Source organism: Marinilabiliales bacterium (genome assembly GCA_007695015.1).
Lineage (GTDB): Bacteria > Bacteroidota > Bacteroidia > Bacteroidales > PUMT01 > PXAP01.
Genome location: REEN01000090.1, coordinates 1 through 15,431 on the forward strand (window position 1 = coordinate 1; position 15,431 = coordinate 15,431).

A 15,431-nucleotide genomic window follows, 5' to 3' on the forward strand; every position below is an offset into this window, starting at 1 on the left:
GTTTTTTGCCCAGTTTCACTTCTATTGCAGCCCACCGGCCATCGCGGAGGCGCACAATCAGATCAGACTCTAATCCGCTTTTATCGCGATAATGAAATACATCGCCATCGTTTGCTTGTGCATACACCCGAATGTCACGGGTACACAAGGCTTCAAAAAGGAAGCCAAAGTATTGAAAGTCCTTTAAAATGCCTTCGGGGTTTGTTCGCAGCACTGCTGTAGAAATAGATGGATCGACAAAATGCCTTTTTGCTGAGGTTCGAATGGCTGTTTTTGAACGTAATGACGGTGACCATGCCGGCAAATCTTCTACCAGAAAAATCCGGCGCAAGGCATTCATATACGAACTAATTGTTTTATCGGATATGGTAATGTCGCTTGCTTCAATGTCGTTTCTGATGGTTTGATAAGTAGCTGCTGTGGCAATGTTACGTGCCAGGGATCGTAGCAGGAGGCGCACTCTTTCGGGATTTTTTTCGACATTGTCAACCCGCGACACATCGTAGTTTATCACTGCTTCTACATAATCCATTGCCATTCTTAAAGCAGCTACGCCCTGCAGTTTAATGCTTGCAGGCCAGCCCCCCCTGCACAGAGCGAAAGCAATATCTTCAAGGCTTAAATCTGACAGCCCCTCCACATCCTGATCACCATTGAACAATTCGCGCAAGGATACAGTACCATTCGATTCCAGGGACTCGAAAAGGCTCATGGGGCGCAACATTAAGCGTGATATCCGGCCGGTACCGGTATGAGCGGTAACATTATCGGAGGGTACTGCCGAACCTGTTAATATAAACTGGCCTGTTTCCGACCTTTTATCAACTTCGAACCGAACGGCGTCCCATAATACGGGGGCCATTTGCCACTCATCTATTAATCGTGGTGTTTCACCTTTGAGCAACAGGGATGGTTTTGTGTCGGCCATAGCCAGATATGACTTCGCATTGTCAGGGTCTTGCATATACAACACGCTGCGTGATACATTGCTTGCGGTACTGGTTTTGCCACACCATTTAGCGCCCTCAATAAGCACAGCGCCTGACGATTGCAGGGCCAATTGCAGGTTTGCATCGCACAATCTTGGAATATAGGTCTTTTTGTTCATGATGAATATGCATTTGTTACAAATATCGTATTATTTCCGGAATTGGCAAGCTTTTACTTCCGGTTTTGGCAAGAAATTGCTTCCGGTTTTGGCAAGTATTTACTTCCGGTTTTGGCAAGTATTTAAATATTAAGATGCGTTGCTATGGCTGGAAGAGGCCGGACTTGTTTACAGGGTTTTTAGCGTGACAAAACCTGCTGTGCCTTTAACCGCATATAGAGATATCGCATCGTTTAAATTGTGTGCTTTGGAAGAATTCTTGAGATTGGCGGTTATCAGTAAAGCTGTGGCGTTGTTTTGGACGAAGGTGAAGGCCCGGGTACATAATGGACAATTGGACAGGGGGTTATCAGGGCGCCTAAGTTTTATTATTTTGATGTTTAGCCAACGGCTACCCGAAATGAAACTGTTTGTTGCACTTTTTGACAAAAAGGTTTGTTGGATAAAATAATTTGACAGCAAAATGTTGCATCTGTCAATATTTATGTATTTTTGACAAAAAGAAAAATTTATGTCAAATCTAATTGAACCCTACGATAGAAATAAACCCTACAATAATTTACCTCTTCTCCCACCAGATGATGACAAGGTAGAAACAAAAGAAGTGTATAAAGCACTAAACAATGCGAACAAAGCCCTTGCTGAACTAAAAGGAATTGCAAAAAAACTACCAAATCAATCAATGCTTGTGAATACCATTGCGCTCAGAGAGGCAAAAGCAAGTACGGAGATTGAAAATATTTTCACAACAGACGATGAACTTTATAAGGCGCTCACAATTAGCGAATACGGGCTGAAAGGAAATGCTAAGGAAGTTCTAAGATATAGGCAGGCGCTTTGGAAAGGATACAATGATATTGTAAAGAATCAAGCGTTAACAATTGAAATTCTGATCGATATTTACCAGGAAATTAAGCAGGTTAATGATGGTATCAGACCACCGCAAACTGAATCCGTAATACTTAAACGAGGAAGTGGACAGCTGATAGGCGAAGTGGTTTATACCCCACCAAGAGGAACTCAAATTATACAGCAGAAATTAAATAATCTACTCGAATACATTAACGATGATTCAAAATATCCCTATGACCCATTGCTGAAAATTGCAATTTCGCATTATCAATTTGAAGCCATTCACCCATTCAGGGATGGGAACGGAAGAGCAGGAAGAATTTTAAGTATTCTGCTAATGATTCAGAAGCAACTATTAGAAGTTCCAATCCTCTATTTAAGCGCATATATCATTAGAGAAAAGGACGAATACTATGAACTATTAAAAAATGTAACAACCCTTAGAAGATGGAATCCATGGATTATCTACATGCTTAAAGCAATTGAAGAAACATCTAAGTATACAATAAGCAAAATAGAAGAAATTGACAGGCTATTTTCAAGAACTATTGAATTAGTAGCTGAAAGGTATCCATCAATAAGAAAAGAATTCATAGAAAAGCTTTTTGAACAGCCTTATATTAGCCCTAAGAAAATGATAGATAACAATACCAAGAGCCTGAATACAGTTAAAAAATTCCTCAAACAACTTGAAGATTCAGGTGTTTTGGTTTCAGAGAAAATTGGAAAGGAGATAGTTTATTTGAACATTGACCTTTACAACATTTTAAGTGAATCTTAAAAAAGAACTGACAAAAAATTAAGGCTATGTACAGATTTATAGAAGCCTGGGTTTTCAGAAAATGGTACTGGTATATTAGCAAGATCGACAGGCGTAAGGAGATCCTGTTTATGAATTTCGGGTATCATGACGATAACGAAAAAACAGAGCTTTCTGAAGAGGATGAAAAAAACAGGTTTTCGATACAGTTGTATTACAAACTGGCTTCGTTTGCCGGCCTGGCAGGTAAAAACATATGCGAAATTGGTTGTGGCCGCGGAGGGGGATTGTCTTTTCTGCATAAAACTTTTAAACCCGCAAGTTCGACGGGACTGGACCTGAACCAGAAGGCTGTTGATTTTTGTAACGGACATTACAGGAAGGAGGGACTGACTTTCATTCAGGGAAATGCACAGGAGCTGCCTTTTGAAAATGACACTTTTGATATAGTGCTGAATGTTGAATCTTCACACAGGTATTTGCTTTTCAGCAAATTTCTTTCTGAAGTCCATCGCACATTAAAAAGCGGGGGGTACTTGCTGCTGACTGATTTCAGGCATGACCACAAAATGGCTGAAATGAAGGAGGATATAAGTAATTCGGAATTTGATGTTGTCCATTATGAGTTAATTAATGAGAACATTGTAAAGGCTCTCAAAGCTGATGATGAGAGAAGAAGGGACCTGGTTAAAAGACTTATCCCCCGGGGTTTAAGGAGCACGGCTTTGAATTTTGCCGGAGCGACAGGTTCGACAACTTACAAGAGGTATAAATCAGGCAGGTACCTGTACTTTATTTATGTGCTGAGAAAATAATCCTTTTACCGGTCCGAAAAAGCCTTGATCGTCAATCTTTCTTACAGGAGCACGCTGATAACTGATAAAAAGGAAGTGAGATTTATCCTCTTCAGTGACCTGTTTTTCCCCGAAAGGATATTTAAATAAAAAATGCTATATTTTTGGGTAAACCAAAGGGATACATCTTAGTCACCAATGCAATACTCCAGATATTTTGGCAGCTTATGAATCAGGTAGAAAGGGATATTTATCAGTTTGTATTTCTTCCCTGCAATTGTAACGGCATTTTCAACTGAAAATTTACCGGAATAGATTCGTAATGCAAAATTATGCGGGGCTCTGTCAACAAACTGATGAAGTGACCTTAACTTGCCGGCTTTTCCCGATTTTACTTCAATTGGGATTATTTTGTTTTGGTGTTGCCATACAAAATCAACTTCAGCACTTGCATCTTTGTTTTCTCTTGTCCAGTAGTTCAATTTGTATAAGACGGAATCAGCCAGTGTAAGTAATTCCTGCCCGGTTATATGCTCAGCTATACGTCCCTTATAAGAATCATTTAAGTCATTAACAGTAATAAGTTCACCCTGGATGCCGGAAAAATAATTTACCATTCCGGTGTCAACCAATTGTAATTTCGGGGATCTGCGATAATTTGCCATCATCGGTAATTGTGTATTCGTTGCAGGATAAACCAGATTAATTAAAAAGCTGCGCTCCAACATTTTAAACGCTTCGCCAATTTCTCTGTTTCTGTAAGGTGAGTTGCCAAATCCCTGAAATTTTATTCGTGTAGATGCCTCAATAAAAGAGTGTTTTATAATATGCCGCATAACATTTGCCATTGTTAAATTAGGGGCATATTTTTCAACATCGTCTGTGTAAGAAACAAAGAGGCTGTTATAAATCTTGTTTAGTCCTAAAAATGAATTTGTCCGGAGATATGTGTTGATAATTTCAGGCATTCCTCCGATAATGGTGTAATTATTGAATTGCCGGATCAGATGGTCGTGTCCGTATTCCGGGAAAGGTACCGTGTCAAGTAATTCAAGACTTCTTTCATTACCCGTTATCCTGATGTATTCACTGAATGAACATGGTCTGACCGGAAGATATTCAACTCTGCCGACAGGAAAACTGATGTTGCGGGAAAAAATTGTTTCCAGGAGTGACCCGGCAGCAATGACATGAATATCATTTTTTTCCTCGTAGAAGTATCGTAGGGCCGCTATTGCATTGGGTGAATTTTGAATTTCATCGATAAAAAGCAGAACATCCCCGTCAATACTTTTGATTTGTTTATGAAGGCATATAATTTCAAAAAGTCTGTGAATGTCCAATTCATGCAGGAAAAGGTTCTGATCCTCCTTCTTATCAAGATTTAAATGGATGAAGTGATCGTAGTTTTCAGCAAACATTTTCACAAGGCTGGTTTTGCCTACTTGTCGCGCTCCGCGAAGAATAAGAGGTTTTCGCAAAGGGCTCCTTGCCCATTTTTCCAGATCGGTCAATAAATCCCGTTTAAACATATCTTAATATTTTTACAATGAAACAAATATATCAAATTTATTAATAGATTGTATTAAAGAGGGGGATAAATAATAGTATATATGAATAAAAGAGGCACATAAAATCAATTCATTTTGTATAAAAGATGGGGATATTATTCAGCTGGCTGCTTCGTCTTCTGCCGGTAGTATTAGTTCTTAAATTCAGGGATCATCGCCATCGTTTGCTTGTGCATACACCCGAATGTCACGGGTACACAAGGCTTCAAAAAGAAATCCAAAGTATTGAAAGTCTTTTAAAATATCTTCGGGGTTTGTTCGCAGCACTGCTGTTGAAACAGATGGATCGACAAAATGCCTTTTTGCTGTGGTTCGAATGGCTGTTTTTGAATGTAGTTGTTTCAATTCTACTAATGCGGCTGTAGATTTATTCGATTGCCGTGTCTGCGAATGGCTCGATTTTGCAAGGAAGCATCTCGAAAATGCCAATTTACTTTCCCCGGAAGGGTAAAAAAAAAGGATATTTGAGATGAAAAAATTAAGGCTATGTACAGATTTGTAGAAGCCTGGGTAATGCTTAAGGGCTGCCTTTTGAAAATGACATTTTTGATATAGTGCTGAATGTTGAATCTTCACACAGGTATTTGCTTTTCAGCAAATTTCTTTCTGAAGTCCATCGCACATTAAAAAGCGGGGGGTACTTGCTGCTGACTGATTTCAGGCATGACCACAAAATGGCTGAAATGAAGGAGGATATAAGTAATTCGGAATTTGATGTTGTCCATTATGAGTTAATTAATGAAAATATTGTAAATGCTCTCAAGGCTGATGATGAGAGAAGTACTTTATTTATGTGCTGAGAAAATAATCCTGGCACGTGCAGATTAATTCAGTATACGGCCGGTTCTTCTGTGGCCATCCTGAAACGGGTGTATGGCTTCGCACTGCCTGGAAATGCGAAGGGGCTATTGCAGCAGGACATTGACAATCTGGTCAGTGGCAGATGATGCTTCGGCAAAGGCCCCGGGTATGGCGCCCTTCATCAGCCGGCCCACAAACCTCATGTTCATCCAGGAGACATATACGTTGCCATCGGACTTTTCATAGACCGATAAGCGGCAGGGTAGCAGAGATGACACTATCCTCTCATCATCTTGTGAGAGGATCTGATATGCAATGTCCGGGTGGCAGATCTCAAATATCTTCATCTTTTCTACATCATGGCCGAAATTTGCCAGTGTTGCCTGCATGTTGTGGACTGCCGGGATCGTCCACCCCTTTTGCCTTACTGTTGTTTCAATGAGTTCAACGGCATCTTCGAAGTTATGGGACACCTGTTTTTCTTTCAGCATCATCGATTGTCCCGAAGAGACCATGATCAGTATGATGAGAATTATCCCTGCAGCAACTCCGGCCAGGGCGGGTATGATAACTTTAGTGTTCATCTTGCTTGTTGTTTGTGTTGTACATTGTTATTCATTAACAAAGTTTTGATTTTATTGTTCGGGGTGCTATATTTATAGGCAAACCATAAACTGCCTGCCATGCCAAAGATCACCTGTCCGCGCTGCACCGGCGAAACCGCCTCGCAGGAAGTGCGGTGCAGTAACTGCGGATACCACATCAGTCCCGAAGAGCTTGCCGATATCAAAAAGTACAACCAGCTTAAGGTGGTTGGCCGGGTGGCATTCCTGGCGCTTATCGGACTATCGGCAATAATTCTTTTCCTGACGTACATGCCTGACCCCGCCCTGGAGGAGCGGTCTGTGGCCGAAAGGGCGATGGAAAGGCGGGAAGCGGAGGAGGCCGGTCAGGATGCCATGGCTGAAGAGACTGATCCGGCTGCATTGGCTGAAGAGGCTGGTCCGGCCAGCGTGGCTGAGGGTCATTATGACAGGGGTATGGAACTGATGGGAAGTCGTGACTACGAAGCTGCTGCCGGGGAGTTTTCAAAGGTGCTGGAGATTGACAGCCTGCACACCGGGGCGCTTATGCAGAGGGCAGGTGCCCGCGGAAATATGAATGATTTTGATGGTGCGGTAAGTGACCTCGACAGGCTGACGGCTGTCGATCCTGATCACTTCGATGCTCATCTTACAAGGGGTTACATATTTCTCCTCAATGAAGAGTACCAGGGGGCCCTTGATGATTTCAACATTGCAGTGAGGTTGAATCCCGGCAACGCGGAGGCATGGTACCTCCGTGGCAGGGTTTGGACTTTTCTTGAAGATGATGAGGGGGCGATCAGCGATTACAACCGCGCCCTGGACCTGAATCCTGAATATGATGAGCCCTGGCTCTACAGGGGCATCGGGAAATTCAGGCTGGGAGATACGGAAGGGGCTTGCGCCGACTGGCACAGGGCACTGGAGCTGGGCCATGAACTGGCACAGAGGCTTATTGACGATATGTGCGGGGAGTAGGCCGTAGCCGTTATTTCGATGACTTTTCAAATATTCCTCTGTATGGCATCTGCAGGCTTCCGGGAAATTTGATTTGTTTCTGAAACGCAGTATTTTTGCTGAATTACAGAAATGGATTAAGATACAATCCTGTTTTTGCGAATAAATATCATTGATGAGAAAAATTATTTCCGTTGTCGGCGCGAGGCCGAATTTTATCAAGATAGCGCCCGTTCATAAGGCTTTTCAGAAGTCCGGCGCCGGTGTGCAGCACATGATTTGCCACACGGGACAGCATTTTGACGAGAAGATGTCGAAGGTGTTCTTCGACGAGCTGGAGATGCCGAGGCCCGATTTCTACCTTGGCGTGGGCGGCGGCTCGCACGCGTCGCAGACGGCCCGCATAATGATGGCCTTCGAGGAGGTGCTGGAGGCTGAGGGGCCCGGACTGGTAATTGTGCCGGGCGATGTGAACTCCACCCTCGCCTGCAGCCTGGTGGCGGTGAAGATGGGCATAAAGGTGGCCCATGTGGAGGCGGGACTTAGGAGTTTTGACCGGTCGATGCCGGAAGAGGTTAACAGGGTGCTTACCGACGTGGTTTCCGATTTCCTGTTTGTTACCGAAAAGAGCGGGATGGAGAACCTTTCGGCGGAAGGGATCGATCAGGCTAAGGTGTTCTTCACGGGCAACGTGATGATAGACAGCCTGGTGTTCTATATGCCGAAGATCGATGCCTCAGGGGCCGTGGGGGAATTCGGACTGGTGGCGGGCGATTATGTGCTGGTGACTTTTCACCGCCCCTCGAATGTCGATGAGGAGGGGTCGCTGAAGCGGCTGCTGGAGATGCTGGCGGGGATAGCGGAGCAGGGAGGCAAAAAGGTGCTCTTCCCGGTGCACCCGCGAACGCGGGGGAATATTTCCAGGTTCGGACTCGGGGGACTGGTGCCGGAGAGCGTGGTGATGGTTGATCCGCTGGGCTATATCGACTTCCTGGCCCTGGTCAAAAATGCGGCGCTGGTGGTAACCGACAGCGGCGGCATACAGGAGGAGACGACTTTCCTTGGGGTGCCATGTATTACAGTGCGAAATAATACCGAACGGCCGGTGACGGTGGAGGTGGGGACCAACTTTTTGGTGGGAACGGACTTTTCAAGGGTCGCCTCAACGGCCCTGGAGGTGCTGGATGGCGCCGCCAAAAAAGGTTCGGTGCCCGAGCTGTGGGACGGCCGCGCTGCCGAAAGAATTGTTGAAATACTGATGAGGGAGATGGGGTAAAAATGGCTCGGTTCCGGAGCTGTGGGACGGCCGTGCTGCCGACCGCATCGTTAAGGTGCTGATGAGGGAGATGGGGTAGAAAAAGACTCGGTGCCCGGGCTGCGGTACGGCCGCGCTGCCGAAAGAATTGTTGAGATCCTGCTGCGGATCTGAGATTTTACAAGGAGGGGAAAAGGGTTATCCGGACAGTTTAATAATTTTATCTTCGGGTGATAAAAATGATTTTTATGAGGGATTTATTAGTAAGTGACTTAAATGCTGCCGGGGAGGTGCAGCTTAAGTGAAATTTGTTTTGGAATTATTGTTATATTGAGTAAATTTACTCAATATATTGAGTAAATTGACGAAAGTGTTTTTAAGACCACATTATAAGTTTGTTAAGAAGAGGTTAATTGAGCCCAGACGGTTTATCCAGGTATTGATGGGGCCGAGACAGGTGGGGAAGACTACCCTTGCAGGGCAGTTGGTAAAAGACCTGGATGTTCCGTGGATTTTTGAATCTGCCGATGATGTTCCTGCCGGGAATGCTGAATGGCTCGGACAGGTATGGGAGGCGGCAAGGTTGAGGCTCCGTACCGGCACGGCCGGTGAGTTCTTGCTTGTTATCGATGAGATCCAAAAAGTTTCCAACTGGAGTGAGACAGTTAAAAAATACTGGGATGAGGATACCCGCCTGGGAAACCGGATAAAGTTACTGCTGCTTGGGTCTTCACGTCTGCTGCTTAAAAAAGGGCTTACTGAATCTCTTACCGGCCGGTTTGAGATTATTCAATTGTCACATTGGTCGTTGTCTGAAATGTCAGGCGCTTTTGGCTGGAATGCTGAAAAGTATGCATGGTTTGGCGGTTATCCCGGCAGTGCACCGCTTGTTGATGATGAACCCCGCTGGAAACGGTATATAAGAGACAGTATAATAGAGACAAGCGTTTCGAAGGATATCCTGATGCTGACGCGTGTTGATAAACCTGCATTGATGAAGATGCTTTTTGAACTTGGTTGCCTCTATTCCGGAAGGATATTGTCTTATACCAAAATTCTCGGGCAATTGCATGATGCAGGCAACACAACAACTTTGGCGCATTATCTCCGGTTGCTTGATACCGCGGGATTGCTCGGCGGGATAGAAAAATATGCATCGGGAACTATAAGGAAACGCTCATCAAGCCCTAAGTTCCAGGTGTACAATAACGCGCTTCTGAGTGCACAAAGAAATGAAATGTTTGGCGAGATTATACTTGATCCGGTGAAGTGGGGGCACTTAATTGAGTCGGTTGCCGGAGCCCATCTGATTAATAATTCTGCAGGCGGGGATTATTCTGTTTATTACTGGAGGGAAAGGGGTGAGGAGGTTGATTTTGTTCTTGAGAAACGTGGTAAGGTTGTTGCTGTTGAGGTAAAGAGCGGCCATTCCGGTTTCGCCAGAAGGGGGATGAATACTTTCTCCTCCAGGTTTAATCCTGACAGGGTCTACTTAATTGATAACAAAAGCTTATCGTGGCAGGAGTTTCTGGAAATTGACCCGGTTGAACTTTTTTGATTGGATGTAAATGAGATTGACAGGGATTTGATGCAATCAATTTTTCGATTATTTTCGCAGGGATTTAATTTATCGGGGTGATTAATTGGCTTCGCTGGTTTCAACCGTCCGGATGATTAGATTGGCTTAGCCCGGCTCACCCGCTGCGCGGGGTCGGCACACCGATCCTCCGGACCGGAAATAAATCATCTGTTTCATGGGGCTGCGCCCTGGAGATGTTAGCTTTATCAACTGCGCTCGCCGGACGCTGCCGGGGGTTCAAAATCTTAATTCAATGCCAAGAAGGGAAGACCTCAACAAGATCCTGATCATCGGCTCGGGACCAATCGTCATAGGCCAGGCCTGTGAATTCGACTATTCGGGAACCCAGGCCTGCAAGGCGCTGCGCTCGCTGGGATACAAGATAGTGCTGGTGAACTCCAACCCGGCAACGATAATGACCGATCCTGAGATGGCCGACCATACCTATATCGAGCCGCTGAACATGTACGCGCTGACCGAGATCATAAAGAAGGAGCGGCCCGATGCGCTGCTGCCCAACCTGGGGGGACAAACGGCGCTGAACCTCTCCCTCGAGCTGGCCAACAGCGGTGTTCTTGATGAGTATAATGTTGAGGTCATAGGGGTTAACCTGAAAGCGATAGAGAAGGGCGAGGACCGCACCGAGTTCAAGAACTCGATGGAGCGGCTGGGCATCGAGATGCCGCGGTCGACGGCTGTCAATACCCTGGCCGATGCCGAAAGGGTGGCCGCGGAACTGGGCTTCCCGCTGGTGATACGTCCTGCGTATACGATGGGGGGCACAGGTGGGGGACTGGTATATAATCTTGAGGAGCTGCGGACTGTGGCGTCTCGGGGACTTGATGCGAGCATGGTGAACCAGGTGCTGGTGGAGGAGTCGGTGCTGGGATGGGAGGAGCTGGAGCTTGAGGTGGTGAGGGACGCGAAGGGCCGGATGATAACGGTATGCTTTATCGAGAATGTAGATGCCATTGGGGTGCATACGGGCGATTCGTTCTGCACGGCGCCGATGCTTACCATATCGCAGGAGCTGCAGGAGAGACTGCAGGATTATGCATGGCGCATCGTTGAGGATGTGGGCGTTATTGGCGGCACCAACGTGCAGTTTGCTCATGACCCGGAAACGGGCCGTGTGGTAGTGATCGAGATAAATCCGCGAACGTCGCGCTCGTCGGCCCTGGCTTCGAAGGCCACGGGTTTTCCGATTGCGCTGATATCGGCGCTGCTGGCAGGGGGAATGACCCTCGACGAGATCCCCTACTGGAGGGGTGGCACGCTTGAAAAATACACTCCCCTGGATGGATACGTGGTGGTGAAGTTCGCGAAGTGGGCGTTCGAGAAGTTCGACGGGATGGAGGACAGGCTGGGGACCCAGATGCAGGCTGTGGGCGAGGTGATGAGCATCGGGAAGAACTACAAGGAGGCGCTGCAGAAAGCGATACGTTCTCTTGAGGTCGGGCGGTACGGACTGGGTTTCGCGAAGGATTTCAACAAAAAGGGGCTTGATGAGCTGATGGTGATGCTGAATGTCCCGTCGAGCGAGCGCCAGTTCATCATGTACGAGGCGCTGCGGAAAGGGGCAACGGTCGAAGAGCTGCACCGTAAAACCCACATCAAGCCGTGGTTCATAGAACAGATGAAGGAGCTGGTGGAGCTGGAGGAGGAGATTATCGGCTTCCGGGATACCGGAATTCCTGATGAGCTGCTGCTGCGGGCCAAGAAAGACGGGTTTGCCGATAAGTACCTGGCTCAGATCGTCGGTTTCCCCGAAAGGGAGATTCGCGAAAGACGCCTTGCCCTGGGCATGGGCCAGGCATGGGATTCAATTCCGGTGAGCGGCGCCGATGCTTCTTATTACTATTCGACCTATAACGGGCCCGACACTGTTGCGCCGGGCGGCGGCAAAAAGATCATGGTGCTGGGGGGCGGGCCTAACCGCATCGGACAGGGCATCGAGTTCGACTATTGCTGTGTTCATGCGGCTTTTGCCATCAGGGACGCTGGGTTTGAATCGATCATGGTGAACTGCAACCCCGAAACGGTGTCGACCGATTACGATACTTCGGGAAGGCTCTATTTCGAACCGCTTACCGTCGAGGATGTGCTGAGCATCTATGAAAAGGAGAAGGTCGATGGGGTGATAGTGCAGTTTGGGGGGCAGACGCCGCTGAACATCGCCAGGGAGCTGGAGGAGAACGGGGTGAGGATCATCGGGACAAGTCCCCGTACCATCGACGATGCCGAGGACCGCGACCACTTCAGGAAGATCATGGAGAAGCTTGACATCCCGCAGCCGGCATCGGGCATGGCGAGCACCCTTGAGGAGGCGGTGGAGATTGCCGGCAGGATCGGCTACCCGCTGATGGTGCGCCCCTCATACGTGCTGGGCGGACGCGGGATGAAGGTGATACTTGACGAGGAGATGCTGAGGCAGTATGTTACCGCTGCCGTTGATGTTACGCCCGACAGGCCGCTGCTGATAGACATGTTCCTGGAGGATGCCATCGAGGCCGAGGCCGACGCCATTGCCGACGGCACCGATGCCTTCGTGCCGGCCGTGATGCAGCACATCGAATACGCGGGAATCCACTCGGGTGATTCGGCCTGCGTGATACCGCCGGTGATTATCCCTGAGGAGCAGATAGAGCTGATAGAGGAGTACACGCGCCGCATCGCCATCGAGATGAATGTCGTTGGACTGATGAATATACAGTACGCGATCTACAAGGATGTGGTGTATATTCTGGAGGCCAACCCGCGTGCTTCGCGCACCGTGCCGCTGGTTTCGAAGATATGCAACATACCGATGGCGAAGATCGCCACCGAAATAATGCTTGGGAAGAAGCTGGGCGATTTCAACCTCAGAAAGAACAATATCAAACATTTTGGGGTGAAGGAGTCGGTGTTCCCGTTCAACATGTTCCCCGGGGTGGATCCGGTACTGGGCCCGGAGATGCGCTCTACCGGGGAGGTGCTGGGTATGGCCGACAGCTTCGGGATGGCGGTTTTCAAGTCGCAGGAGGCTACCAAAACGCCCCTGCCGGTATCGGGCACGGTGCTGATCACCATTGCCGACCGCGATAAGGACAAGATCCTTAAGACGGCGAGGGGCTTTCGCGAACTGGGCTTCAGGATCATGGCCACGGAGGGCACGTGCAATTTTCTTCATGACAACGGTATACAGGCGCTGTTCATCAACAAGCTGCATGAGAACCGCCCGAATATCCTGGATGCCATAGTGGACGGGCACATTGACCTGATCGTCAACACGCCGGCGGGCAGGCTCAGCGAATATGACGACAGCTACATCCGCAAATCGGCCATCAGGCACAACATTCCCTATATCACCACCACTGCAGCCGCCTTTGCCGCCACCGAGGGGATAAGGGAGCGCCTCAACGGCCGTTACAAGGTCAAGTCGCTGCAGGAATACCACGGGGAGATAGAGGGTTAGGCGCTGCTTCGGGAAAATTTTGTATTTTTATGTTATCATGAAGATACCTTTTGGCTTTAACCTCAAAAAGATCGAGATCCCCGGGGACATGCCCCCGGAGGTTATCGTCAACCTGGCTGAGAAGGAGTACAGGGTGTTCATTTTAAAATTTGCCTTTGCTGCCGTGGCCCTGCTTGGCGGCATAGCCCTTGTCATCCTGGGTGTTACTTCTGAGTCTGTTATCGAACTTTCGTTCAGGGATGCCGTGCTGACCCTGAACAACGCGCTGCCGGGTGTTGTGCTGGCAATACTTGGTTTTGTGCTGATGGTGTTTTCGCGGCTCAGCCTGAAGATAGGGTGAGGGAAAGACCTGGTGCCGGGGCTGATTGGCAGCGGGGATGCTGCCGGGAAATGTTATATTTGAAAAAATTCATCTACATTTGAGAATCAAAGAGATTTTTTCTGCCTTATGTCAGATAACCTAACAAGAGAAGACGGCTCAAGGATCTGCTTTTTTGATCTGCTTGACGAGACACAGTTTGAGGTGTTGAGTCAGGCCAGCCTTGCTGTCAATTACAGGGCCGGCGAGTTGATATTCAGGCAGGGCACTCCCGTTTCGCACATGTTTTACCTTAAGAAGGGGCTGGTCAAGATCAGCAAGGAGGTGCGGAATGACAGGGTGATCATTCTTGATGTTTTTGTAAGTGACAGTTTTATCGGACTTCCTTCAGTCTTCGGTGAAGGGCCATATGAGTACAGCGCAATAGCTGTTGAGGATTCGGAGGTTGTCATGACCGGCGTGGCAGATCTGAAGGATGTTATATCGTCTAACGGACTTTTTGCTGTGAGGCTCCTGGAGCAGATGAGCAATGAGGGGTTTAGGATGCTCACTAAATTTACAAATCACCTTCAGAAGCAGTTGCCGGGCCGGGTAGCTGAGATGCTGCTCTTTTTCTCGAAAGAGATCTTTGGCAGTGATGTGTTCGACCTGCCGCTTTCAAGGCGTGAACTGGCCGATTTCACCGGCACCACCAAGGAGAGCATGATAAGGACGCTTGCGGAGTTCAGGCACGACAGGATAATCAAGCTTGACGGCAAGAAGGTCGAGATAATAAGTCATGATATAATTAATGCCCTGAGCCGGCTGGGTTAAGGTCCACCGGGTCTTTCGTGTGGCGCCGGGGTTTATGACGGAGCAACGGTAATGCCGGAGAGGCACCAGTCACGGTTACCTGGCTTCAGGGGAATTTTTGCGAGGCACCGGGCAGGTTCACGAGGCACCGGGCAGGTTCACGAGGCACCGCGGGATGGCCGGCAGCCGTTTATTCTTCAAGCACCTTTTCAACCTTTTTCAGCATCTCGTTTATATTGACGGGCTTGGTGAGGTAATCCAGGGCACCTTTCTCCAGGCAGGTGATACGTGCCTCGCTGTTGTGTACCGCCGAGATCACTATCACAGGTATATCGGCGGTCTGCTCGCCGGCTTTCAGCCTGTCAAGCATCTCATTCCCGTCAATACCCGGCATTAGCAGGTCGAGCAGGATCAGGTCGGGCTTCGATTTGCTGATCATCCCAAGGGCAGTCTTACCTGAAGTGGCCTTGCTGAGCTCCCACCCTTTGTCGGCAAGCAGCGCTTCCATCAGCACCAGGTTGGTTTCTGAGTCGTCGACTACGAGGATTGATTTTTTTTCTTTGGCCATTTGGCTGCGGGTGTATATTTATGGTGCAAATATAAGG

16 protein-coding genes are annotated in these 15,431 nt (G+C 47.9%); 10 read left to right on the forward strand and 6 right to left on the reverse strand.

Annotation, left to right across the window (positions count from 1 at the left end; genetic code table 11):
* A partial coding sequence (locus EA408_12300) for an ATP-binding protein (protein ID TVR69691.1) occupies positions 1-1,108 on the reverse strand: 1,108 nt, incomplete at its 3' end.
* Between the two features lie 139 nt (positions 1,109-1,247).
* Between EA408_12300 and EA408_12305 the strand changes: the two genes are divergently transcribed.
* The 3 genes from EA408_12305 to EA408_12315 are packed head-to-tail and all read left to right on the forward strand — an operon-like array spanning position 1,248 to position 3,535.
* Positions 1,248-1,559: a hypothetical protein gene (locus EA408_12305; protein TVR69692.1), complete on the forward strand. Its 312-nt coding sequence runs from the start codon at positions 1,248-1,250 to the stop codon at positions 1,557-1,559.
* Positions 1,560-1,619: 60 nt separating this feature from the next.
* Positions 1,620-2,741, forward strand: coding sequence for a Fic family protein (locus EA408_12310; GenBank protein TVR69693.1), 1,122 nt, complete (start codon positions 1,620-1,622; stop codon positions 2,739-2,741).
* 26 nt (positions 2,742-2,767) lie between these two features.
* Positions 2,768-3,535, forward strand: coding sequence for an SAM-dependent methyltransferase (locus tag EA408_12315; protein TVR69694.1), 768 nt, complete (start codon positions 2,768-2,770; stop codon positions 3,533-3,535).
* Between the two features lie 167 nt (positions 3,536-3,702).
* On the opposite strand, the gene EA408_12320 is transcribed toward EA408_12315, so the two are convergent.
* Together EA408_12320 and EA408_12325 are read right to left on the reverse strand one after the other, a co-directional pair.
* A complete protein-coding gene (locus EA408_12320) occupies positions 3,703-5,046 on the reverse strand; it encodes a DUF4143 domain-containing protein (GenBank protein TVR69695.1) in 1,344 nt (447 codons plus the stop codon).
* A gap of 183 nt (positions 5,047-5,229) precedes the next feature.
* Entirely contained in the window at positions 5,230-5,661 is a 432-nt protein-coding gene (locus tag EA408_12325) for a DUF4143 domain-containing protein (protein ID TVR69696.1), read from the reverse strand.
* On the opposite strand from EA408_12325, the gene EA408_12330 reads away from it, so the two are divergent.
* The gene (locus EA408_12330; GenBank protein TVR69697.1) at positions 5,610-5,885 is read left to right on the forward strand and encodes a methyltransferase domain-containing protein; all 276 of its coding nucleotides are present in this window, start codon (positions 5,610-5,612) and stop codon (positions 5,883-5,885) included. The two genes, EA408_12325 and EA408_12330, sit on opposite strands and share 52 nt — an antisense overlap.
* A 24-nt stretch (positions 5,886-5,909) precedes the next feature.
* Here EA408_12330 and EA408_12335 read toward each other — a convergent pair whose 3' ends face one another.
* Entirely contained in the window at positions 5,910-5,981 is a 72-nt protein-coding gene (locus EA408_12335) for a hypothetical protein (GenBank protein TVR69706.1), read from the reverse strand.
* 9 nt (positions 5,982-5,990) lie between these two features.
* Positions 5,991-6,470 (reverse strand): DUF302 domain-containing protein, encoded by a 480-nt coding sequence (locus EA408_12340; GenBank protein TVR69698.1) that lies wholly within the window; start codon positions 6,468-6,470, stop codon positions 5,991-5,993.
* 99 nt (positions 6,471-6,569) lie between these two features.
* Between EA408_12340 and EA408_12345 the strand changes: the two genes are divergently transcribed.
* From EA408_12345 to EA408_12370, 6 genes are all read left to right on the forward strand, one after another.
* Positions 6,570-7,448, forward strand: coding sequence for a tetratricopeptide repeat protein (locus EA408_12345; GenBank protein ID TVR69699.1), 879 nt, complete (start codon positions 6,570-6,572; stop codon positions 7,446-7,448).
* A gap of 154 nt (positions 7,449-7,602) precedes the next feature.
* The gene (locus EA408_12350; protein ID TVR69700.1) at positions 7,603-8,703 is read left to right on the forward strand and encodes a UDP-N-acetylglucosamine 2-epimerase (non-hydrolyzing); all 1,101 of its coding nucleotides are present in this window, start codon (positions 7,603-7,605) and stop codon (positions 8,701-8,703) included.
* 421 nt (positions 8,704-9,124) lie between these two features.
* On the forward strand, positions 9,125-10,240 hold the full coding sequence (locus EA408_12355) for an ATP-binding protein (protein ID TVR69701.1): 1,116 nt from the start codon (positions 9,125-9,127) through the stop codon (positions 10,238-10,240).
* Positions 10,241-10,514: 274 nt separating this feature from the next.
* On the forward strand, positions 10,515-13,715 hold the full coding sequence (locus EA408_12360) for a carbamoyl-phosphate synthase large subunit (GenBank protein TVR69702.1): 3,201 nt from the start codon (positions 10,515-10,517) through the stop codon (positions 13,713-13,715).
* Positions 13,716-13,734: 19 nt separating this feature from the next.
* Positions 13,735-14,055: a hypothetical protein gene (locus tag EA408_12365; protein ID TVR69703.1), complete on the forward strand. Its 321-nt coding sequence runs from the start codon at positions 13,735-13,737 to the stop codon at positions 14,053-14,055.
* Positions 14,056-14,163: 108 nt separating this feature from the next.
* Positions 14,164-14,847: a Crp/Fnr family transcriptional regulator gene (locus EA408_12370; protein TVR69704.1), complete on the forward strand. Its 684-nt coding sequence runs from the start codon at positions 14,164-14,166 to the stop codon at positions 14,845-14,847.
* A gap of 169 nt (positions 14,848-15,016) precedes the next feature.
* Here the strand turns inward: EA408_12370 and EA408_12375 are convergent, their stop codons facing one another.
* Positions 15,017-15,394, reverse strand: a complete 378-nt coding sequence (locus EA408_12375; GenBank protein ID TVR69705.1) for a response regulator — start codon at positions 15,392-15,394, stop codon at positions 15,017-15,019.
* Positions 15,395-15,431 lie beyond the last annotated feature (37 nt).